Here is a 22210-nt window from a genome sequence, read left to right as displayed (position 1 = left end):
AGAATAGGCTTTGGTCGCACCATTAGTCTAATTTATGCAGTAAATTAACGCTATTCACAAAAGTTATTGTAAGGTTGGGATAGGCTATGTCTAAAATTCAAGCGGGGGTGAGTCTGAGCAGTATTTTAAAGTACTGTCATAATAGAATTAAATGGATTTTTTTAATCGCAAGTCTATAAAGTTCTATTTAAATTGACTTTTGAGGATTATTGTCTAATATTAACCTTAAATTCTATTTTAAAGGAACTTTAGAGTGACCAATGGTAAAAGTGTCAGGCCAACTCCTATGCCTGACTTAACACTACCTTTTTCAGCAGCACTGCTGGCTGAGGCTATTACCGCTAAACGTACGGCAATGCGTTTGCGCTTGGTAGATGTCGCTGAAACTTTGTCGATGTCCAGGCAAACTCTGGTAAAAATCGAAAAGGGCGATCCTCGGGTTAATTTTATTAATGTACTAAGGGTCATGAACTATCTTGGGCTTTCATTTCGAATAGTGACTGACACTCAACAACATCAAGGTAATGAGCTTAGGGAGCCAGGCAATGACTGGTTCTGATAAACACACGCTCGATGTTTATATTGGCACACAGCAAAAAATTGCGGAGCTTAGCTTAGTTTCCGGCACGGAGCGCGAGCTTGCTTTTACCTACAATAGCGAATGGCAAGCTAATGGTTTTGCGATATCGCCACATTTGCCTTTGAGCGGCGACTTCGGGCAGCGTGATGTTCACAGCTACCTTCAAAACCTGTTGCCTGAAGGTAAGGGGTTAGATGAGCTCGTATTAAACACAACGGTATCCCGGAATAATACATTTGGGCTTATACGAGCGATTGGTCAGGAAACCTCAGGCGCTTTGTCGTTCCGTCCGCCAGGACAAACAGTGGGTGAGACGCTACTACGGCCTATTTCTAATAACGAACTTGCTCAAAAGCTCGAAAGAGCAAAGTCAGCGGCTGAGCCTATTACCTATTGGGACGGCAAGACTCGTTTATCCGTAGCTGGAGTACAGGACAAACTGAACTTATTTGAAAGCGATCACGAACTCGGCTTTGCTGAAGGCGAGTTGGCCTCTAATCGTATTTTTAAATTCGAAACGGGTCGGGTGCCCTGTATTGCCGTGAATGAGTTTTTCACGATGATATTGGCGAAATTATCTGGGCTCAACGTGCCAGAAGTTGATTTCCGGCGCTATGGTGAGACGCCGACTCTGGTTGTTAACAGGTTTGACCGACATTTTGATGCTGAGCGTAGGCGTGTTCGCCGGCGGCATGTTATTGATGGTTGCCAGGCCCTTAACCTACCGCCGTCCTATAAGTACGAACGGCAATTTGGCGATACGGGCGACGGCATTTACATTCGTGACGGTGTGTCTTTTCCTAAATTGTTTTCAGTACGCACCAATAACGTGCTTGCTTACCAGACGGCGTTGGTCAAGTGGATGACCTTTAATTTATTGACGGCTAATTACGATGCTCACGGTAAAAATATCAGTTACTTCGTTGGTAAAAACGGATTGGAGCTTGCGCCTTTTTACGATTTAGTGAATGTCGAAGCCAGTATTCAAGAGCTTCAGGCCAGAAGAAAGGTGGGGCAGGCAGAAAGTATTTCGCCTGAAATTCCTCAGGTCTTCGCCATGTCTATAGGTGAATACGATGCCGGTAACGCAGGCAACTTTAGCAAGCCGACAACCAGCTATATGTTGGCAGACCTTGCAAAAACCGTAGGCTTGCCTGTGACGCGCTTACAGCTGCTAATGCAGCAGACATTACAATCTGTGTTGGGCTCTATAGATAATGCAAAAGAGCAGGTGTTTCAATGCGCCATTAACGATGTTGAGAAAGCGCATATCGAGCGCTGTATGTACGTAATCGCAAACGAATCGAAATGGCTTCAGGAAAGTTTGTCAGGGTTACCTGAGATGGAGAAGTATGTGTAAGAAAGGGCGTTAGCCCTCTCTTACATTATCGGTGGTTGCTAAACTCGGAAACGTTTAACCAATTCGCTCAAATCAACTGCCAGGCGCGAGAGCTCATCACTTGAGGCATTGGTCTGCTCGGCGCCCGATGCGGTTGAGTTAGACAGGTCGCGAATACTGACCAGGTTCTTATCAACGTCACGAGCCACATTGGCCTGCTCTTCAGCGGCGCTGGCAATGGAGGTGTTATGGTTGTTGATTTCGCTGACAGCGGTTGCAATAAGTTGCAATGCTTCGCCCGCTTCACGAGCCACATCGAGTGTGCGAGTCGCTCGTTCCATGCTTTTCTCCATGGTTGATACAGAGCGGTCGCTGGATTCGTTAATGGCCTTAACCATGTCCTCAATTTCAACGGTTGACTGCTGAGTCTTGTGAGCCAATGAACGCACTTCGTCGGCAACCACCGCAAAGCCTCGACCCGATTCACCAGCGCGAGCGGCTTCAATGGCTGCGTTAAGTGCCAGTAAGTTGGTTTGTTCGGCAATACCACGAATAACTTCCAGTACCTTGGTAATGCTGGTGACTTTCTCTGCAAGTTCAGTAACGTTACTCGACGAGTCACCAATCTCTTGTGACAACTCTTCGATGGCTCTGACGGTTTGGCGAACTCTATCGTCACCTTGTTGTGCCTGACGGTTGGCTTCTTCAGACGCTTCCGACGCATTTTGTGCATCCTGAGCAACGGTTTCGACAGCGGTAGTCAACTCGTTAACGGCAGTCGCTGCCTGTTCGAGTTCTTCTGTTTGCTGCTGAATGGTGCGAGTTGAGTCTTGTGTCACCGAGCTTAATTCTTCAGAGGTTGACGCCAGCTGTTCGGAAGACTCAGAAATAGTACTGATGGATTCGCGCAATTCATCACGAGTTTTAATCAATTGTCTCAGTAACTGAGCCGGTTCATCGTTGCCGACAACGTCTATGGTTTGAGTTAAGTCGCGAGAAGCGATGACTTTTGCAAAATCCACAGCGGCGGATATTGGGCTGACGACACTTTTGGTCATCATAATAGCAAAGAAAATGAGTAACGAGACGACCGCAATAATCGCAATGATGACAGCGATGTTGGCACTTTCATACACACTGGTTGCATTATCGCCGGCATCACTAATTAACGCCATTTCGCGCTGCTGAAGTTGGTTTAATTTCGCTGATATTTCTGTGCTTAACGGAATTAATGAGTTTTCACGTAGGGATGCAATAACATCAGGAAGTTTTGCATTAACTAACTCCAAAAACTGCTTGTTGAGCTGCCAATATTTTTTATCAAGCGCTTTGTACTCGTTAAACAGTTTTCGTGCTTCAGGGTCTTCAATAAGAGAACTGTATTCTTCCTGGGCTTCTTTTAAACTGGCCGAAGCTGAATCTAATCTATCTAAGTAGCGTTGCAGACGGTCAGGGTCGTTTAAATAGGTGTAAACGTTAGCTGAGTATATGTTGACGTAAAGAAACTCGTTATTTAGTGCATTGACTTTCTCCACTGCAGGCACTTGCTTGTCGGTAATAACATGCATGCGATCGGCAATGGCGCCCATTCTATTGAGAGCAAACAGCCCAAGAATGATAACGAATACGCCGATTAGACCGAATGCCCCAATGGCTCTGGTACCTATAGAAAACTGTCGTAACATGTGATGATCCTTTTACTAACGTTTAAACGACCTGGCATTAATCTAAATCAATGATGCTGCTTGTTTGTATCGGCAGCTAGTTGGAAAAACAATAGCTTTTTAATAACTTTTTTAGCTTTTCCTGAGTGGGTTCAATGGTTTCGGTTAATAAGTACTCATCGGGTTGGTGAGCCTGCCTAATTGAACCGGGACCCATGACCAACGTTTCGCAACCTAACTCTTGCAGAAAAGGCGCTTCGGTGCAGTAGTTTACGGCTCGTGCTTGTGACTGTGAGACTTTTTCAGCGAGTTGCACGAGTGCTGAGTCGGGCGCTTGCTCAAATGCCGGGATCGGGTGGTGCAGAGATATCAATTCGATTGAGCCAGGGTAGCGGGTTTGAATACTTTCCGTGGCCTTGTGCAAATGCGCGTAGAGCTCATCGACTGACAGTCCGGGTAGTGGGCGCACGTCTAAGTGCAGCTCACAGCAGCCGCAAATACGATTGGCGTTGTCGCCCCCGTGAATGTGCCCGAAGTTCATCGTTGGTTGTGGTACAGTGAAGCTTGGGTTTGAATATTTATGCTTAAATTCTTGTTTTAATTTCATGAGTGAAGAAATGACTTCGTGCATCAGCTCTATCGCGTTAATACCTAATGACGGATCAGAGCTATGACCGGAGCGCCCGGTAATACGAATGACCTCACTCATGTGCCCTTTGTGTGCGTACACGGGGTGCATATCGGTGGGCTCGCCAATGATACAGTAATCGGGTTTTAGGTTAGAGAAACGGCTGACCTCACGGGCGCCGTTCATGGTGGTTTCCTCGTCAGCGGTAGCCAGAACCATAATGGGTCGGCTTTGTTTGCTAGCATCCAGGTCACTCAACACCTGTAAGACAAAAGCGAAGAAGCCTTTCATATCGATGCTGCCAAGGCCATACCAGCGGTTATCTTTTTCGGTTAACGTAAAGGGATCAAAGTTCCAACGGCTGGCGTCGTAAGGCACTGTGTCGGTGTGCCCTGACAACAATAATCCGCCACTACCGGCGCCGCGCCGCGCCAGTAAATTGTACTTTCCCTGCTGGCTTTTCAGTTCGCTAATTTCACACTCAAAGCCCAGTAATTCCAGCCATTCTGCCAATAAGTCAATGACCTTCTTGTTGCTGGTATCCCATTTAGGATCGGTCGCGCTAATGGATGGCAGCGCAATAAGCTGCTGATACATGGAAAAAAAAGACGGTAAAGCCTGAGCAGTCATAAACAGGATCCTCAATATAATTATTCAGTATTATTGCATAAATATATTTATTCGGTTATTGTGCATTTTTAATCAAAAACAGCAATGGTTTTTTAATGCAGTATCAAACATCTCATTCACAATCAGTCGCCATTATCGGGGCCAGTGGATATGTTGGCGCCGAACTCACTCGGCTGGTCAATCAGCACTCTGCGTTAGTGCTTATCGGCTGTTATGTGTCTGAGCATAGCAGCGATGCCGGCAAGTTGCTCGGTGATTTGCATCCGCAGTATGCGCATTGTTTGAGTATGCCGTTGCAGCCTTTATCGGGCGCTGCTAAAGCGGCGATTATTGAACAAGCGGACACGGTATTTTTATGCACGGATCACGCTGTGAGTGTCGCGTTAGCCCCAGAGTTTTTGCAGGCCGGCCTCAAGGTTATTGATTTGTCTGGTGGCTTTCGGCTGCACGACGTAAACCAGTATTCCGACTTCTACGGCTTTGATCATAAACACACGGACTGGCTAGGCAGAGCGGTGTATGGTCTGGCCGAATGGCACGCTGCGGATATTGCGACCGCACAGCTGGTTGCGGTGCCGGGCTGTTATCCAACCGCTGCATTAATGGCGTTGCTTCCGCTAAAACAAAAAGCCTTGCTGACCGACGAAAAAGTGATTGTAAATGCCGTTTCGGGTGTAACCGGTGCGGGCCGTAAAGCATCACTCAATACTCATGGTGCAGAGCTGTCATTGCAGGCTTACGGGCTATTCAATCATCGGCACACGCCAGAAATAGCTCAGCAGTTACAACAAAATGTGCTTTTTACACCGCACCTGGCGAACTTCCCCAGAGGCATACTGGCGACCGTCTATGCGAATCTTCACGAGCAAGTCACCGACACCGAAATAGAAGGCGCGTATCAGTGCTATGCCGGGCAACCGCTGGTGCGGGTAAAAGCGCAAAGTCGGCCAGCAATAAAAAACGTTGAGCATCAACCGTTTGTCGATATTGGTTGGCATCGACAGGGGAATCAACTGATTGTGCTGTCGGCGATTGATAACTTATTGAAGGGCGCGGCGAGCCAGGCCATTCAGTGCATCAACCTGCAACTGGGAGTGTCGGTTGAGGAGGGCTTGCTATGAAGGTGATTAAACTCGGTGGCAGCCTGCTGGAACAACCAGAAGATCTAAATGCGCTGTTTCAGTCGCTGAAACAAAGCGAGGATGAAATCGTGTTGGTTCACGGTGGCGGCTCGCTGGTCCAACAGTGGCTGAGCACCGCTGGTTTGCACAGTGAAAAACAAAGCGGCTTACGGGTCAGTCCGGAGCCGCACATGCCCTATATAGTGGGTGGCCTGGCAGGCGCGGCCAACAAAATCTTAATGAAACAGGCGATTGCCTCAGGCTTAAAACCGATTGGACTGACGCTTTATGAAGCGGGGGTTAACTGTGTTCGACAGTCTGAAAACTTAGGTCAGGTTGGTCTTTGCCAGGTTTCAAGTACGGAGCCGGTGCCTGCGTTGTTGGCCGACTTACTGATGCATGGTTACCTACCTATTATCAGCTCTATCGGCTTTGGCGAAAACGGCGAGTGGCTCAATGTCAATGCGGATGATGCCGCTGTGGCCGTCGCTGCCACCTACAATGCCGATTTGCTGTTAATAACCGACGTTGAAGCAGTTCTGGACGGCAGCGGAAGCCCTTTAAGCCATCTCAATTCAGAGTCTATTCAGCAACTGACCCAGGCGGGAGTGATTAAAGACGGCATGGAGGTAAAAGTGCGCGGGGCGCTGAGCGCCGCAAAACGCTTACGACGATGTGTGCGAATTGGCAGTTGGAATGTAATGAATAACCCCTTTTCAGGCACACAGATTAGTGAGTAAGTATGATGAAACATTGTTTATCCGGGCTGGAGCTTTCTCCGGCTGACACATTGCAATTATTGGCTTTAGCGCAAGCGCAAAAAGACCACCCCGAAAAATACCAACACGCACTGGCCGGTAAAAGCGTGGTCACCTTATTTGAAAAGCCTAGCCTTCGCACTCGCTTGTCCTTTGATATTGGTTTGCAAAAGCTGGGCGGTCATGCCGTCTACCTAAATGAGCAGGGGCAGGGCATGGGCGTGCGTGAAACGGTGGCGGATTACGCGCGCAACCTCTCTTGCTGGGCCGATGCCATTGTCGCCCGGGTGATGTCCCATCGTACCTTAGAAGAATTAGCGCAGCACGCTTCCGTTCCTGTGGTGAACAGTCTGTGCGACAAGTTTCATCCTTGTCAGGCGTTGGCGGACTTTTTGACGCTGCAGGAGCAGTACGGCAAGGTTAAAGGGCTAAAACTGGTGTATTTAGGTGACGGTAATAATGTCTCGCATTCACTGATGCTAACCGCTGCCACAGTAGGTGCCGACTGCACCGTTATTTGTCCGAAAGGCTATGAGCCCAATGCGGACCTTGTGAAAAAAGCCAAGGCTTTGGCGAAGAAGAGCGACGCCAATATTGTGGTGACGCACGACATTACTGCGGTGGCAGATGCCGATGCGCTCTACACCGACACTTGGGTGTCCATGGGAGATGACAAACCTCTGGATGCGGTCCATGAGATTTTCCACCCCTATCAAATTAACGCGCCGCTGGTTGAGCAAAGTGGCGCCACTTCGGTGTTGCACTGCCAGCCCGCGCATCGCGGCTATGAAATCACGTCCGATGTTATGGACGGTCCACTGTCTCGCTGTTTCCAGCAAGCTGAGAACCGGCTTTACGCACAAAATGCGTTATTAACCCTGTTATTAAACCCAATGGCAGCAGTACTGCCAGAATCTATGGAGAAAGCCTCATGAGTCACGTTAAAAAAGTCGTTTTGGCCTATTCTGGCGGTCTGGACACATCGGCCATTGTGCCCTGGTTAAAAGAAAATTATGGCTGCGAAGTTGTGGCGTTTGTGGCTGATGTGGGACAGGGAGCAGAGGAGCTGGAAGGCGTGGAAGAGAAATCCAAAGCGTCCGGTGCATCCGAATGCCACGTGGTTGATCTAAAAGATGAGTTTGTGAAGAGCTACGTGTACCCAACACTCAAGACCGGGGCCATTTACGAGGGCACTTACTTATTGGGCACGGCCATGGCGCGTCCGATTATCGCTAAAGCTCAGGTTGAAGTGGCTCGCAAAGTGGGTGCCGATGCGCTAGCGCACGGTTGTACCGGTAAAGGCAATGATCAGGTGCGTTTTGAGTCCTGCTACGCCGCATTAGCGCCTGATTTACAAGTGATTGCGCCGTGGCGGGAGTGGGAGCTGAGCAGCAGAGAGTCTCTGCTCGATTATTTGGCCGAGCGGAATATCCCGTGCTCGGCGTCGGCGACCAAAATCTACAGCCGGGACGCTAACGCATGGCACATTTCGCACGAAGGCGGGGAATTGGAAGACCCCTGGTGTGAGCCTACGGATAAAGTCTGGACCATGACGACATCGCCAGAGCAAGCGCCGGATAAACCGGAATATGTTTCCGTTACGGTCGAAAATGGCGACATCACGGCGGTGAATGACAAGGCACTGTCGCCTTTTGAATGCCTGAATGTGTTGAATGACATTGCCGCTAAGCATGGTGTCGGGCGGGTGGATATTGTCGAAAACCGTTTAGTGGGCATGAAAAGCCGTGGTTGTTACGAAACTCCCGGTGGTACGGTGATGATGGCTGCGTTACAGGCGATTGATGAGCTGGTACTGGATAAAACCAGCCGCAGCTGGAAAGCGCAACTGAGCGAGCAGTTTGCACAGCTGTTGTACGACGGCCGCTGGTTTACCCCATTGCAGCAGTCGGTCATGAGCGCGGCGCAGTCGCTGTGTTCGACCGCCAGCGGTGAGGTAGTACTGAAGCTCTATAAAGGCTCAGTCACTGCGGTGCAGAAGCGTTCTCCGAATAGCTTATACAGCGAAGACTTTGCGACTTTTGGTGCGGACGAAGTCTATAACCAGGCGCACGCCGAAGGCTTTATTCGGTTGTTCTCTCTTCCCAGCCGGATAGCGGCGCTACAGAAGCAGCAAAAGGGGTAGGTTATGGCGCTATGGGGTGGACGTTTTGCGGCGGAACCCGATGCCGCATTTCAGCAGTTTAATGATTCGCTGCCGTTTGACTATGTGCTGGCTGAGCAGGACATTACCGGCTCGAAAGCGTGGGCGAATGCGCTGCACAAGGTTGGCGTGTTAAACCATGATGAATGTCTGCAGTTACAGCAGGCATTGAATGAATTGCTCAGTGAAGTGCGAGAAGACCCTGCGGCAGTGGCTGTTGGTGGCGACGAAGACATTCATTCTTTTGTGGAAGCAGCGCTGATAGCTAAGGTGGGTGACTTAGCCAAGAAACTGCACACCGGGCGCAGCCGTAATGATCAGGTTGCCACCGATTTACGCTTGTGGTGCCGGGAGCAGGCTGGTGTTCTGCAGCAGTCACTGAAGCAGACTCAGCAGGCATTACTGAACCTGGCGCAACGTGAAAAAGACACCGTGATACCGGGCTATACGCACCTCCAACGGGCGCAACCGGTATTGCTGGCACACTGGTGCTTAGCTTATGTAGAAATGCTGCAGCGCGATAGTGACCGCTTACAAGACGCCACTGATCGGCTCAATAAAAGCCCTTTAGGTTGCGGTGCGCTGGCAGGCACAGCCTATGCGGTCGACCGTGAAGCCATCGCCAGCGAGTTGGGTTTTAGTGAAGCAACGCGCAACAGTCTGGATTCAGTATCTGACCGTGACTTTGTGGTGGAGCTGTTAAGCACCGCGTCGTTGTCGATGCTGCATTTGTCGCGCTTAGCGGAAGACCTAATTTTCTATAACTCCGGGGAAGCTGGTTTTATTGAGCTGGCCGATAACGTGACGTCGGGATCGTCACTGATGCCGCAGAAGAAAAACCCGGACGCGCTGGAGTTGGTGCGCGGTAAAAGCGGCCGGGTGGTGGGTTCATTAACCGGCTTAATGATGACCTTAAAAGCACTGCCGCTGGCTTACAACAAAGACATGCAGGAAGACAAAGAGGGGCTGTTTGATGCCTTTACCACCTGGCAGGCATCACTGGCGATGGTGACCTCGACCCTGAATGGTCTGACGGTTAATCAGGAGGCTTGTCGTAAGTCTGCGCAAGGCGGTTATGCCAATGCGACTGAGCTCGCGGACTATATGGTATCCAAAGGCATTCCTTTTCGGCAGGCGCATCACAACGTTGGTGAACTGGTGCAACAAGCCATTCAGGCGAAAAAGCCATTGGAAGATATGTCACTGGAAGCCTTTCAGGCAGTGGCGCCGGTGATTGAGCAGGACGTTTATGACTGGCTGACGCTGGACGCGTTACTGGATAAACGCTGCGCCCTGGGTGGAACCTCGCCGCAGCGGGTGAATGAAGCGTTAAAGGCGGCGCAGCAGCAACAGAAAATTCAGGTGCGTGACGCGAACTTAAGTGATATTGGCGCGATTTTAGACTTAGTTCAGCACTGGGCTGGAGCCGGTGAGAACCTGCCACGGGCGAAAGACGATATCGTGCATTCTATTAACGAATTTGCGGTGACTGAAGTGAACGGTAAGGTAATGGGCTGTGCGTCATTGTATATCTACACCACAGGTTTAGCGGAAGTTCGCTCGTTAGGAGTCAACCCTAAAACCGAGGTGCGTGGTCAGGGGCGTATGCTGGTGGCTTACTTATTGAAAAAAGCCCGCCTGTTGCAGCTAAACCGAGTGATAGTGCTGACCCGGGTGCCGGACTTTTTTGAACAGCAAGGTTTTCGCTATTGCTCGAAAGACACCTTGCCGGAAAAAGTCATGAAGGACTGTGAGATTTGCCCAAGGCTGGCCAACTGCGACGAGCTGGCCATGGAGTATCACCTTGAGCAGCCGAACGAACAGTTAATTTTCCGTTCGGTTTGTTAGTCAGGTTACGGTTACTTAAAACTCAGTAGAGCGTTGCTATCCAGCGCTCTTCGTTAATAAATGACCAACTCCAGTCAGCCCACTTGTCACTAAGGCCTTTCGCCTGGACTTCTTCAAGGCTCATGCCATTCTGCTTCATGGCGTCAACTTCAGCTTTTGTTTCTTTCATCATGTTTAAAAAGCTTTCGTAATCGGCTTTATTGGCCAGTGGACCGTGGCCGGGAATAATCACCGTGTCGTCAGTAATACGGTTGAGTAACTGCTCGACATTGGCGATGTAACCGTCCACGTCGCCACCGCTTTTCAGATCAATAAACGGGAAGCGTTTATTGAAGAATAAGTCGCCCGGATGCAAAACATTCGCGTCTTCAAACCAGACGGCACTGTCACCGTCGGTATGTCCGGCCGGCAAGTGAAACACGTAAATGGTGTCGTCGTTAAAGTGAAACGTAATGCCCGAGTCAAAAGTGATCGCCGGCAGACCCATTGCTTCGAAACTGTCGTCATTGCTTAAGCGGTCGCGCACGTGGTCGTGAGCGAATATTGTTGAGCCGTGATTACTGGCAAACCACATGTTCGAGCCGACATGGTCGCCGTGGAAGTGAGTGTTCAGAATGTATTTCACGTCTTCGCCGCTGAGTTCTTTGACCTTATCGGCGATGCGCTCTGACATTTGCGTATATTGGTCGTCGATCATAAACACGCCGTCACTGCCGGAAGACATCAGAATATTGCCGCCGGCACCGGTCAGCATATAGATATTGTCCGCCACTTCATTATGTTCAATGGTGACGTCTTCGAAACGATCGGCTGTGGCTGGCAGCGCAAACACCGCCAGTAAACCGCTTACTAAAAGCTTACGCATAACTTTTCCTCGTTGATGTGTCATTACTGATATAGGTTACTTATTCAACAAGTGCAAAGATCATCACCACGCGTTTTGGTTACCAAATCGTGAACATTTTGTGACACTTTTGTGTTGTCACAATCCTGTCATGCAAGCGTCCTAATCTGCTCCCGACTTAAATCACAACATGACACGAAGAAGTCGGGAGAACCCAATGAAATTCAATACCTTATTTAAGATATCTGCAGTGACCACAGCACTTCTATTAGCCGGTTGCGGTGGCGATATTAACGTGACGCCAACCGTGAATAATGGTGGTGGCTCGAATGCCGGCGGTGATACCGGGGGCGGTGACAGCGGTTCATCTAATCCATGTGCAACCTATGCAGACGTTCAGGGTGAATACGATGGTCAGGACTGCTCCTACGATACTGACTTTGCCAGTGCAACGATAGAAATTACGGAAGATATTACGTTTGATGAGTTGCCTGACGGCGGTGTACACGTGTTTGAAGGCGCTTTACAGATTGGTGAAGACTGTGACACCACGACGGGTTGTGAGATTAATCAAAACGGTCCGGTGATGACGGTTGAGCCGGGAGCGATTTTAGCATTCACTTCCGGCGAAGCCATTATTCAGATTGCCCGCGGTGCGCAACTGAATGCTATTGGTACGTTTGATAAGCCGATTAAATTTACCTCGGCCAATGAATTTGACCGTTTAAACGTATCAGGCGACGCTCCGCGCTACGCAGACTGGGGTGGCATCATCGTTAACGGTAACGGTATTACCAACGAGTGTACGGATGCAGAGCGTGATGGTGGTACCTGTAACCGTGAGTCGGAAGGGATTGTCAGCTTCTACGGCGGTAACGACAACACTGACGACAGCGGCTCAATGAAGTACGCACAAATTTGGTACGCAGGCTCAGGTCCTCGTGATGGCGGTGATGGCGACGACTTGAACTCACTAACGCTGAACGCAGTAGGTTCTGGCTCTTCTTACGAATTCATTCACATCCACCAGGGTTTCGATGACGGTATTGAGTTCTTCGGTGGCGCTGCTGACTTAAGAAACATTGTCGTAACGGATACTCAGGACGACTCTTTAGACATGGACGCCGGCTGGCAGGGACGTGCACAGTTTGTTTTCATTAAACATGGCACTGTGACGATAGACGGCCAGACTAACTACATGGGCAACGGTGGCTTTGAAGCTGACGGTGAGAAAAACAATGGACCGGACTACTCGCAAGCACCGGCCTCTGCCCCAACCATTGCTAACGTGACCATTATTACCACTGACGGCACGTCTGTGCGCGACAACGACCCGTCAATTGCGACTAAATTTGACGACAACTTCCAGGGTCAAATGTACAACGTGCTGAAAATCAAAGAAAACGGTACGGCAGATGACGGTTGTGTCTTCTTTACGTCAGACGGTGAAGCGGGTGTTGATAACGATGGTTTGGACTTCTACAGCTCAGTACTGGCCTGTACCAACAACTTCGTGAACACCGGCGATAACACCTTCGCTGACGGTGAAACTTATACTCAGTGGTATCAAAACGGTAGCGAGAATGAAATTCTGGACGGTTCAGCAACGGTACTGAACGATGACAGTATTTCAACTGACATGTCGTCATCTATCACGATTACGGCAAATGACTTAACCGGACTGAATGACGACTTCTTTACCGCGGTTGACTTCATCGGTGCATTGTCGAACGACGACACCAGCTCTGAATGGTATCAGTGGGTAGACAATGCCGTAACCGCCTCTGAGCAGGACTAAGTTGAGTTGCAGGTCAATGAATAGGCGCACACAGGTTGCGCCTATTTTCCGATTTTAGTGTAGGAGTTGGTTATGAAAAATCACTACAAACTCAAGCCTGTTGCATTGGCGGTTGGATTAGGTCTGGTCGCTACCAGTCCGGTAACCTTGGCTCAGCAAGCTGAAGACGCTGACATCGAGCGTGAATCGACCATTGAAGAAGTGGTGACTACCGGCAGTCGCTTGCAGGGAAGTGCCGCTGCGGTTGTTGAAGAACGTAAGAATCAGGCTTTCGTAGCGGATATTTTAGGTGCGGAGCAATTGTCCCGCTCAGGTGACAGCGACGCGGCTTCCGCTTTGCGTCGCGTCACCGGTTTGACGTTGGTTGACGGCAAATTCATCTATGTTCGCGGCTTAGGTGAACGCTATTCTAGTGCCCGTATTAACGGTGCCAGTATTCCCAGCCCGGACTTAACCCGCAATGTGGTGCCACTGGACATTATTCCGTCGACCATTATCGAAAGCATGGCGGTACAAAAGGTGTTTTCACCGTCAATGCCGGCTGCTTTTGGTGGCGGTAACATCGACATTCGCACACGCTCTCTGCCAAATGATTTTGTTTTTAGCGTAGAAGCGGGTGTGGGTTTCAACAGCAATGCCGACGAAGGTTACACCTATAACCGTAACGACTCGGGTATTCCCGAAGGTATTCAAAGCGCGATTGGTCTTTACGAAGGCGATTTTAGCTTGCGTAATATTATTAATACCGACGGATTAACCGGTAACGGCACCAGTGCCGGTGATCAGGCGCGTGCCATTAATGCGTCGTTAGCGAAGCAGTTGCCGCGTGACATGGTACTTAAAAAAGAGTCGTTAGACCCTAACTTTGATTTAAAAGCGACCTTGGGTAACAGCTTTGATGAGTCCTGGTTCGGCGGTACTTTCGGTGTGTTAGCTGCAGCGTCGTACGACAATGACTGGGATGCGTCAGCGCGTCGTAATGCCGTCATTAGTAATAACGCGGAAGCAGGCTGTTCAACCTCGCTTGAAACCGCCGAAGATGTGTCGAATTCTTGTTACAACACCTTGTCGGAAACCACTGTAACCACAGAAACGGAACGCTTGAACGGCTTCTTCACAGCGGGTTATCAGCTCGATACCCACAACGTCAGCTACACCAAAATTTATCTGGAAGACTCAGAGGATGAGTCCGAGTTCGGTATTAAGCAAAGCCCCAACGGCAGTAACTTAAAGACCATCGCCGGAACCGGCATTGCTAACCGAGAGCATGAATTCAAGTATGAAGAACGTGTTCTGGATGTAGACCAATTCCGTGGGCAACACACCTTCATGGACTACTGGGGTGTTGGCTTTGACTGGCAGTACACAGAGTCAAAAGCGGAAACGGATATTCCAACCGAGGTGTCGTATCGCTTTGATGATATTTATAATACCGACGGTACCTTCTCTGAGACTCGGGTCACCGGTGATGACAACCGGGCGATTTTCCAGTTCGTTGACATGGAAGACAACGTGAAGTCTTACGGCGGTAATTTCTCTCTGCCAATTATGTTGTCCGGTATTGAGCTGGAATTGAAAGCCGGTTACGACTTTATGGACAAGGCTCGCTATTACAGTACTAGTCGCTTTAGTCTGGATAACGCTTCGGGTTCACGCCTGTCGGTACTGGACGACTTAGATAATGTGTTGGGGGTGACTGGTTATTTGACGGATGAGGTCATCGACGAAAACGATTTTCGTATTACCTTCCGTGAGCCGGGGGCACCTAACGCTGATGACTATTTAGCGGCGCAGAAGATTGACGCGTACTACGGTGAATTTGATGTGATATTCGACAATACCTGGCGCGTCAGCGGCGGTCTTCGCTACGAAGACTTTAAACAGGTGTCTTTGGCGACCTCGAGCTTGATTTTTGATGAGCAGGACTTGAATAACTACTTCAATCCTCAGCGCGTTGTCGATAGTTCGATTTCGGAAGACGATGTTTATACCGCCTTGTCATTAACCTACATGGCGAACGACAATTATCAGCTTCGCTTTGGTTATGGTGAAACGGTTGTCCGCCCGGATCTGCGTGAAACCGTGCCGGTGGCTTACTACGACCCGGTGACTGACATTCGTACCTTTGGTACGGCTGGTCTGCAAAGCAGTGACTTAAAAAACTACGATGCACGCTTTGAATACTATGCAGATAACGGCGACAACTATACGGTGGCAGCGTTTTATAAGGACATTTCGAACCCGATTGAGTCGGTACTTCGTGTCGGCGATGAAGACTACACCTTAACGTATGTGAACGGTGAGTCGGCGGAAGTGTACGGCGTTGAGTTTGAGTGGTTGCACGACTTAGGGTATTTGGCGAACGGCTTCTTCACCTCCGGTAACTTAACCTGGAGTGATTCCGAGGCGTCGATTGACCCGGCGTTGGCAGGTAACTTAACGAACCCAACAAAGCGCATGACCGGTCATTCAGAATACGTCGCGAACTTCCAGTTGAACTATGACTCAGCAAACGGCGAGCACTCAACCTCGTTGGTGTATAACGTCTTTGGTGAGCGCATTCTGGCTGCTGGTGTCGGTGGTCGTGATGACGCTTATGAACAACCGTTCCACTCCCTGGATCTGGTTTACAACTACTATCCGAACTTCAACTCAAAGATTGGCTTAAAAGTGAAAAACTTGCTGGGTGAAGATCAGGAAGTGAACCAATCGGGCATTTTAGTCCGTAGTAAAGAAGTAGGAACTGTCATTAGCTTGAGTTACAGCTACGAATTTTAAGTAGTCTGACGAGCCAAGCTGTAGCCTGACGTTATTTACGTCAGGTTAGATGATAGAAGTAATCCCTGGTTGTTATTGTTGTAATTGCACGCCACTTCATTTGAAGTGGCGTTTTTTTTATGCGTCCGATTGGGTCATTTTGATTTCCAACGGCTTTAACGTATCCAAATGCACGTCGCGTTGTGGGAAGGCAATAACAATGTCGTTTGTATTTAACAAACCATTAATCTTAAATCGCACATCAGACTGAATACGACGAATATCCATAGGCTGGTGGACGCTGGTCCAAAAATAGACGTTAAAGACCAGGGAGCTCTCTCCAAAGTCTTCAAAAATGACCTCAACAGGGTAGTCTTTGGATACTTGCTCGTGCTCGCTTGCCGCTTGCAGCAATAGTTCACGCACTTTTTCAACGGGCGACCCATAAGCGACACCGACTGTCACAACAGAACGAATATCTGCGGAAACCAGTGTCCAGTTAACAACGCGTTGCTCCAAAAAGTAACTATTAGGAACCAACACGTGGACACCGTCGTAACGACGAATACGCACGCACCGATTACCTATTTCTTCTACCCGACCGCGCTCTTTTTCCAACTCGACAATGTCACCAATGCGAATAGGGCGCTCAGCGATTAAAATCATGCCCGAAATGAGGTTGTTGAGCAGGTTTTGTGCGCCGAAACCCACACCAATGGCTAATGCACCGCCAAGCACGGCAAATATGGTAATTGGAATGCCTGCAACGGGAAGGGCAATAAGAACGATAAGGACATAGGCAAGAACGGAAAATAATTTGCGAAACGCAAAAACGGTATTCTGCGATGCATTGCCGGAGCTAAGTGCTCGCTTGACGAGTCGGGAACCAACCCAGCGAATAACAATAACACCAACAATGATAAGCGTTAGCGCAATGACTACCTGACTGAGGTGAATTTGAGCTTCTCCAGACTTCCAAAGCTCGGTATTCCAAATTTTACCAATATTGTTAGAAAGGTCTGTCCAGGACATTTGCATCATCAATTACCTATTTGTGAATCTTTCTTTGTAATTTACGGGAAAAACACGTACATTGCGCGCTCATTTTTACTCCCTCATCCTGGATATAGATTACGTGATTTCTGCTGCAAATATCACCATGCAATTTGGTGCGAAGCCTCTTTTTGAAAATATCTCTGTTAAATTCGGCAATGGCAACCGTTATGGCCTTATTGGCGCTAACGGCTGTGGTAAGTCGACCTTTATGCGTATTTTAAGCGGCGAACAAGAGCCATCCGCCGGCAACGTGTCGTTAGAGCCCAACACCCGCATTGGTAAGCTGCGTCAGGACCAGTTTGCCTATGAAGACTACAGCGTGGTTGATGCCGTTATTATGGGGCATGAAGAACTGTGGGCGGTGAAAGAAGAGCGTGACCGTATTTACAGCAGCGGTGAGATGAGTGAAGAAGACGGCATGCGAGTTGCCGACTTAGAAACTGAATTTGCTGAAATGGACGGTTACACAGCCGAGTCTCGCGCCGGAGAACTGCTGTTAGGCTTAGGTATACCGGTCGAGCAGCACTTTGGCTTGATGTCGGCACTGGCGCCGGGTGTTAAAATTCGGGTGTTACTGGCGCAGGTGCTGTTTTCTGAGCCGGATATTATGCTGCTGGATGAGCCGACCAACAACCTGGACATTAACACCATTCGTTGGTTAGAAGAGGTGCTGGCGGAAAAGCAAAGCACCATGATCATTATCTCGCACGACCGTCACTTTCTGAACACGATTTGTACGCACATGGCCGATATTGATTACGGCGAGCTACGTGTGTATCCGGGCAACTATGATGAATACATGTTTGCCGCCACTCAGGCGCGTGAACAGCTGATGAACGACAACGCCAAGAAGAAAGAGAAGATTGCGGAGCTGCAGAGCTTTGTGAGCCGCTTCTCGGCGAATGCCTCGAAGGCCAAGCAGGCGACCTCGCGTCAGCGCCAAATGGAAAAGATTCAGCTGGAAGAAGTGAAAGCATCCAGCCGAGTGAATCCGTATATTCGCTTTACCCAAGAGAAGAAGCTGTACCGGCTGGCGCTTGAAACCGAGAATGTGCGTAAAAGGTTTGACGAGCAGGCGGTATTGAAAGGCTTGAGTACCTCGGTAGAAGTGGGCGAAAAAGTCGCCATTATTGGTGCCAATGGTATTGGTAAAACGACTTTACTGAAGTGTCTGATGGGCGACTACACGCCGGAATCCGGCAGTATCAAATGGTCAGAAAATGCCAACATTGGTTATTACGCTCAGGATCACGCTCACCTGTTCAAACAGGAAATGACGGTGTACGAGTGGATGTATCAGTGGAAGCAACCGAGTGATGACGAGCAGTCGATACGCGGCGTGTTGGGACGTATGCTATTTTCTGCGGATGATATTCAAAAGCCAGTATCTATTTTGTCCGGTGGTGAGAAAGGCCGCATGATATTTGGCAAACTCATTTTGCAAAAGCCTAATATTCTGGTGATGGACGAACCAACGAACCATTTGGATATGGAATCTATTGAGTCTCTGAACCTGGCGCTGGAGCAGTTCGAGGGCACTTTGCTATTTGTCAGTCATGACCGCGAATTTGTGTCGTCATTGGCGACCCGTATTATTGAAATTACCGACAAAGGCTTACGTGACTTTGCCGGTAGTTACGACGAGTATTTGGCACAGCTGGCTGCTGCTTAGTAAAAGTTCTTTGAGTTAAAGGTTTCTTTCAGGCTGTTTGCAAAAGCCACGAACTTCTCTTTAATGGTGCGTTTGACTTTTACCTCAACCGAACCGAGCACGTGAAAGCCTTCAATTCGAATATGGGGAACTTGCTTCAGGTTTCCCATGGATGGGGCTTTGTTTTCAGTGGAACCAAGAATATTAAATACGTTGGTGCTTATCATGATTTCTTCAGGTACGTAAATTTCGAGACTTGAAAGCATCCCGACCACTTTGATCGTGACATCGGGGTGTTGGAATACGGCATCCGTAAAGTCGAGTTCGACAGAGCCCAGAAAATCATACACCGTTATTTCACGCGGAACGGTCCACACACCTGTTCGCTCATTGGATGACAAAATAGAGACGACATTTTCCGTTGGTTGGGCGCGTCCTTCACCATAGTGTGGCGAGAATTTTTGTTCTTTCATGCTGTCGTACGACGTGTCAGGCTTCAGCTCAAGGTCATCTACTAGTGCAGCAAGTTGACTATGTTCTGTTGCATCCATAGCCGCATCGAGACGGCGCTCAAACGCTTCTGAGGAAAGCTCCCCGTGACCGTAGTTCATGACCAGTTGGTCAATAGTTTCCTCACGAACCTTGTCTAAAGGCCGATCTTCGAATTTTATACTCATAATGCGTCCTTATTGTTCTTGTCTTTTTATTATGAGTCATAATGCAAGAGTCAAGCCAAAAAACAAAACCCATATAAATCAGTGTTTTAAAAATCAAAGCCTAAAGTTGACTATTATATTTCGCCATTATTTAGCAGAATCGGCCATCTATTTGAATCTTTTTGTTAGGACGAAATGACATTTTAGGAGGCAGAATGACCCACGGTGTAGGCATTACCGATGCAAAGACCGCCCTCGACGCATTAGAAGATATGACACTGAATGTTCAGCCCATTACATTAGAAGAGTATCAGGCGAGAGTCGACAAAGCCCAGACATTGATGCGAGCCAAAGGCATCGATGCGATGTATTTAAACGCGGGTACTAATTTAGAGTATTTTACCGGTTTGAAATGGTACCCAAGTGAACGTCTGGTAGGCGCAATTGTTCCTGTCGAAGGGCCGGTTACTTTAATTGCTCCTGCGTTTGAAATTGGGTCACTAACGCAAGCGATGAAACTGCCAATGAAGACCTTGCTGTGGGACGAACACGAATCACCCTACGATTATTTTATTGATTTTCTGAAAGAGAACGAATTGACCAGAGGTAAACTCGCGCTGGACGAGTCATCGTCTTATAGCATTGTTTCAAACCTTGAGGAGCGCTATCCGGCAGCGCAAATGTGCGACGCAAAAGTGATTACCGCTGAGTGTCGCATGCATAAGTCAAAAGCTGAACTTGCACTCATACAAACCGCGATGGATATGACCATGGCGGTGCATCGTGCGACCGGGGCAATGCTACAGGAAGGGGTAACGGCCTCAGAGGTGCGGGCGTTTATTGACGAGGCTCATCGCAAAGTGGGCGCAAGTGGCTCTTTCTTCTGTATTGTGTTGTTTGGTCAGGGCACCAGTTATCCGCATGGCGTCAGTCATGAGCAAAAATTGGAAAAAAATGACTGGGTATTAATTGATACCGGTTGTAAGTTACATGGCTACCATTCTGACATTACCCGCACGTACCCATTCGGTGAGGCTAACGCTGAACAAAAGACATTCTGGCAATATGAGCGACAGCTTCAGCAAGCGGCATTTGATGCCGCGCACAATGGAAGTACCTGCGAGTCGGTGGATGATGCCGTTCGAGAGGAACTCGCGAAGCTTGGCTTAAAAGCGGACTATCAGTTGCCGGGTGTACCTCATCGAACGGGTCACGGTATAGGCATGGACTTACATGAATGGCCTTATCTGGTGGGCGGTGATAAAACTGTATTGGCATCGGGAATGTGCTTTAGCAATGAGCCGATGGTCATTAAACCAGACGCTTTTGGCGTCCGTTTAGAAGACCACTTCTATATGACGGACGACGGCCCAGTGTGGTTTACCGAGCCGTCGCGTGCAATGGATGACCCGTTTAATTTAGCGTGAATTAAATGGATAGCCGGAGCCATAGATGAAACCAGTGGCCTTACTGTCGACATAAGGTGCGCATCACCGCACCTTATATTATGTCACCCATAGCGACTTATCGTCTCGTATGGCATGGATAGAGCCAATCATCGGTATTACTAATTAACGCTTTATCATACTGAGATAAGCTTTTACGAAGCGCTCTGCGCTAGCTTTATCAACCCCAAAGTATAAACTCGGTTCAATGAGCTCCATTTCAATAATGGCAGGCGTATTATCGTTTAATAGAGCAACATCAATTCTGGCATAGAGCAGTGTCTCGTCGACGCATCCTAATGCCCGCTCGGCCACGTCTTTAACGGCATTATCAGGATTCACCTGAAAGAACTCGCCACCGTGCTCTTCTTGTACTCTAAAGTCGCCGTTAGCGGGACACTTTTTAATGGCATGACTGAAGCTTCCGCCAAAATAGAATAATGAATATTCACCGTGCTCCACAATGGAATTTAAAAACGGCTGCAGCATGAACTCGCGACCGGGTGGGAAATGTTCGGTAAGCGACTGTATTAAAGCATCGGTAGAGCTGTCCTGTGACAGTCGGAATGTATCGTCTGCGTTGGCAGAAACTGCGGGCTTGATGATCAACTGCTGATTGGGCCATTCTAATTGAGCTGACTTTAACGTGTTGATGTCAAATAATCTCCCCCATAAAGTAGGGACCGTCGGTACCTGTTTATCTTCAAGTTCTTTAAGGTAGGTCTTACTAATATTCCATTTTATGACCTGCAATGAATTCATCAATGTTGCAGAAGAGGATTCTATCTTTTCTAATACGTTTAAAAATTCTTCGCAGTCGTCCTGATAGTCCCAGGTTGAGCGGACAATGACGGCATCATATTGATTCCAGTCGCACTGAGAATTGCGCCATGAGACTGTCTCTACGTCTATTCCATGCTGCTTAAAGGGCTCTTTTAATAAATCATCATAGCTAAAAAAGCCGTCTAAATTATCCATACTCAAAATACAGACTTTGTTTTTCATTGCTATCCTCCTCATCAGCGGGTGCTCATCTCGAGCAAGAGACTGTATCTTGTCTGATTGACTGATGCTACCGGAAGTCAATAAATTCGGTGTTTTTAGACGAATATAGCAAGGGCTTGCTTTAAATTTTTAACGGGCTATGATGTTCTCAAGTTGTTTTGAGGACATTATGTTTAAGTATAACTATTCAATACAGAGTACTGCTCTCACCTTTCCAAATTAAGCCGAACGCAGCTCATGCGTTCGGCTGTTTCCCTATTGTTGTAATT

17 protein-coding genes are annotated in these 22210 nt (G+C 48.6%); 11 read left to right on the top strand and 6 right to left on the bottom strand.

The window, feature by feature from the left end; translation table 11 throughout:
• Positions 1-286 precede the first annotated feature (286 nt).
• A complete protein-coding gene (locus CWC33_RS02670; protein ID WP_100692254.1) occupies positions 287-559 on the top strand; it encodes a helix-turn-helix domain-containing protein in 273 nt (90 codons plus the stop codon).
• Positions 546-1940, top strand: coding sequence for a HipA domain-containing protein (locus tag CWC33_RS02665; RefSeq protein WP_100690666.1), 1395 nt, complete (start codon positions 546-548; stop codon positions 1938-1940). The genes CWC33_RS02670 and CWC33_RS02665 overlap by 14 nt, the downstream gene beginning before the upstream one ends.
• 38 nt (positions 1941-1978) lie before the next feature.
• Here the strand turns inward: CWC33_RS02665 and CWC33_RS02660 are convergent, their stop codons facing one another.
• Complete coding sequence (locus tag CWC33_RS02660; RefSeq protein ID WP_100690665.1) at positions 1979-3604, bottom strand: methyl-accepting chemotaxis protein; 1626 nt, start codon at positions 3602-3604, stop codon at positions 1979-1981.
• Between the two features lie 76 nt (positions 3605-3680).
• Positions 3681-4841 carry an acetylornithine deacetylase gene (argE, locus tag CWC33_RS02655; protein ID WP_100690664.1) on the bottom strand — a complete coding sequence of 387 codons (1161 nt, stop codon included), beginning with the start codon at positions 4839-4841 and terminating at the stop codon, positions 3681-3683.
• Positions 4842-4936: 95 nt separating this feature from the next.
• Between argE and argC the strand changes: the two genes are divergently transcribed.
• The 5 genes from argC to argH are packed head-to-tail and all read left to right on the top strand — an operon-like array spanning position 4937 to position 10729.
• Entirely contained in the window at positions 4937-5962 is a 1026-nt protein-coding gene (argC, locus tag CWC33_RS02650) for an N-acetyl-gamma-glutamyl-phosphate reductase (RefSeq protein WP_100690663.1), read from the top strand.
• Complete coding sequence (gene argB / locus CWC33_RS02645) at positions 5959-6702, top strand: acetylglutamate kinase (protein WP_100690662.1); 744 nt, start codon at positions 5959-5961, stop codon at positions 6700-6702. The genes argC and argB overlap by 4 nt, the downstream gene beginning before the upstream one ends.
• Positions 6703-6704: 2 nt before the next feature.
• Entirely contained in the window at positions 6705-7655 is a 951-nt protein-coding gene (locus tag CWC33_RS02640) for an ornithine carbamoyltransferase (protein ID WP_100690661.1), read from the top strand.
• Positions 7652-8863, top strand: a complete 1212-nt coding sequence (locus CWC33_RS02635) for an argininosuccinate synthase (protein WP_100690660.1) — start codon at positions 7652-7654, stop codon at positions 8861-8863. The genes CWC33_RS02640 and CWC33_RS02635 overlap by 4 nt, the downstream gene beginning before the upstream one ends.
• Before the next feature lie 3 nt (positions 8864-8866).
• Entirely contained in the window at positions 8867-10729 is a 1863-nt protein-coding gene (gene argH, locus CWC33_RS02630) for an argininosuccinate lyase (RefSeq protein WP_100690659.1), read from the top strand.
• Between the two features lie 22 nt (positions 10730-10751).
• Here the strand turns inward: argH and CWC33_RS02625 are convergent, their stop codons facing one another.
• Entirely contained in the window at positions 10752-11594 is an 843-nt protein-coding gene (locus CWC33_RS02625) for an MBL fold metallo-hydrolase (protein WP_100690658.1), read from the bottom strand.
• 196 nt (positions 11595-11790) lie between these two features.
• Here CWC33_RS02625 and CWC33_RS02620 point away from each other — a divergent pair, with 196 nt between their 5' ends.
• Positions 11791-13371 (top strand): hypothetical protein, encoded by a 1581-nt coding sequence (locus CWC33_RS02620; protein WP_100690657.1) that lies wholly within the window; start codon positions 11791-11793, stop codon positions 13369-13371.
• Between the two features lie 72 nt (positions 13372-13443).
• Positions 13444-16149, top strand: coding sequence for a TonB-dependent receptor domain-containing protein (locus CWC33_RS02615; RefSeq protein WP_100690656.1), 2706 nt, complete (start codon positions 13444-13446; stop codon positions 16147-16149).
• A 117-nt stretch (positions 16150-16266) separates the two neighbouring features.
• Here the strand turns inward: CWC33_RS02615 and CWC33_RS02610 are convergent, their stop codons facing one another.
• The gene (locus tag CWC33_RS02610; RefSeq protein ID WP_232709827.1) at positions 16267-17160 is read right to left on the bottom strand and encodes a mechanosensitive ion channel family protein; all 894 of its coding nucleotides are present in this window, start codon (positions 17158-17160) and stop codon (positions 16267-16269) included.
• Between the two features lie 103 nt (positions 17161-17263).
• Between CWC33_RS02610 and CWC33_RS02605 the strand changes: the two genes are divergently transcribed.
• Positions 17264-18856: an ABC-F family ATPase gene (locus CWC33_RS02605; RefSeq protein WP_100690654.1), complete on the top strand. Its 1593-nt coding sequence runs from the start codon at positions 17264-17266 to the stop codon at positions 18854-18856.
• Here CWC33_RS02605 and CWC33_RS02600 read toward each other — a convergent pair.
• Positions 18853-19512 carry a DUF1707 SHOCT-like domain-containing protein gene (locus CWC33_RS02600; protein WP_100690653.1) on the bottom strand — a complete coding sequence of 220 codons (660 nt, stop codon included), beginning with the start codon at positions 19510-19512 and terminating at the stop codon, positions 18853-18855. The genes CWC33_RS02605 and CWC33_RS02600 overlap by 4 nt on opposite strands.
• A gap of 194 nt (positions 19513-19706) precedes the next feature.
• On the opposite strand from CWC33_RS02600, the gene CWC33_RS02595 reads away from it, so the two are divergent.
• A complete protein-coding gene (locus tag CWC33_RS02595) occupies positions 19707-20918 on the top strand; it encodes a M24 family metallopeptidase (RefSeq protein WP_100690652.1) in 1212 nt (403 codons plus the stop codon).
• A 144-nt stretch (positions 20919-21062) separates the two neighbouring features.
• Here the strand turns inward: CWC33_RS02595 and CWC33_RS02590 are convergent, their stop codons facing one another.
• Entirely contained in the window at positions 21063-21941 is an 879-nt protein-coding gene (locus CWC33_RS02590; protein ID WP_100690651.1) for an ATP-grasp domain-containing protein, read from the bottom strand.
• Positions 21942-22210 lie beyond the last annotated feature (269 nt).

The organism is Idiomarina sp. X4 (assembly GCF_002808045.1).
Lineage (GTDB): Bacteria > Pseudomonadota > Gammaproteobacteria > Enterobacterales > Alteromonadaceae > Idiomarina.
Note: the sequence above shows the minus strand (reverse complement) of the source record. Positions and strands in the feature narration are given on the sequence as shown.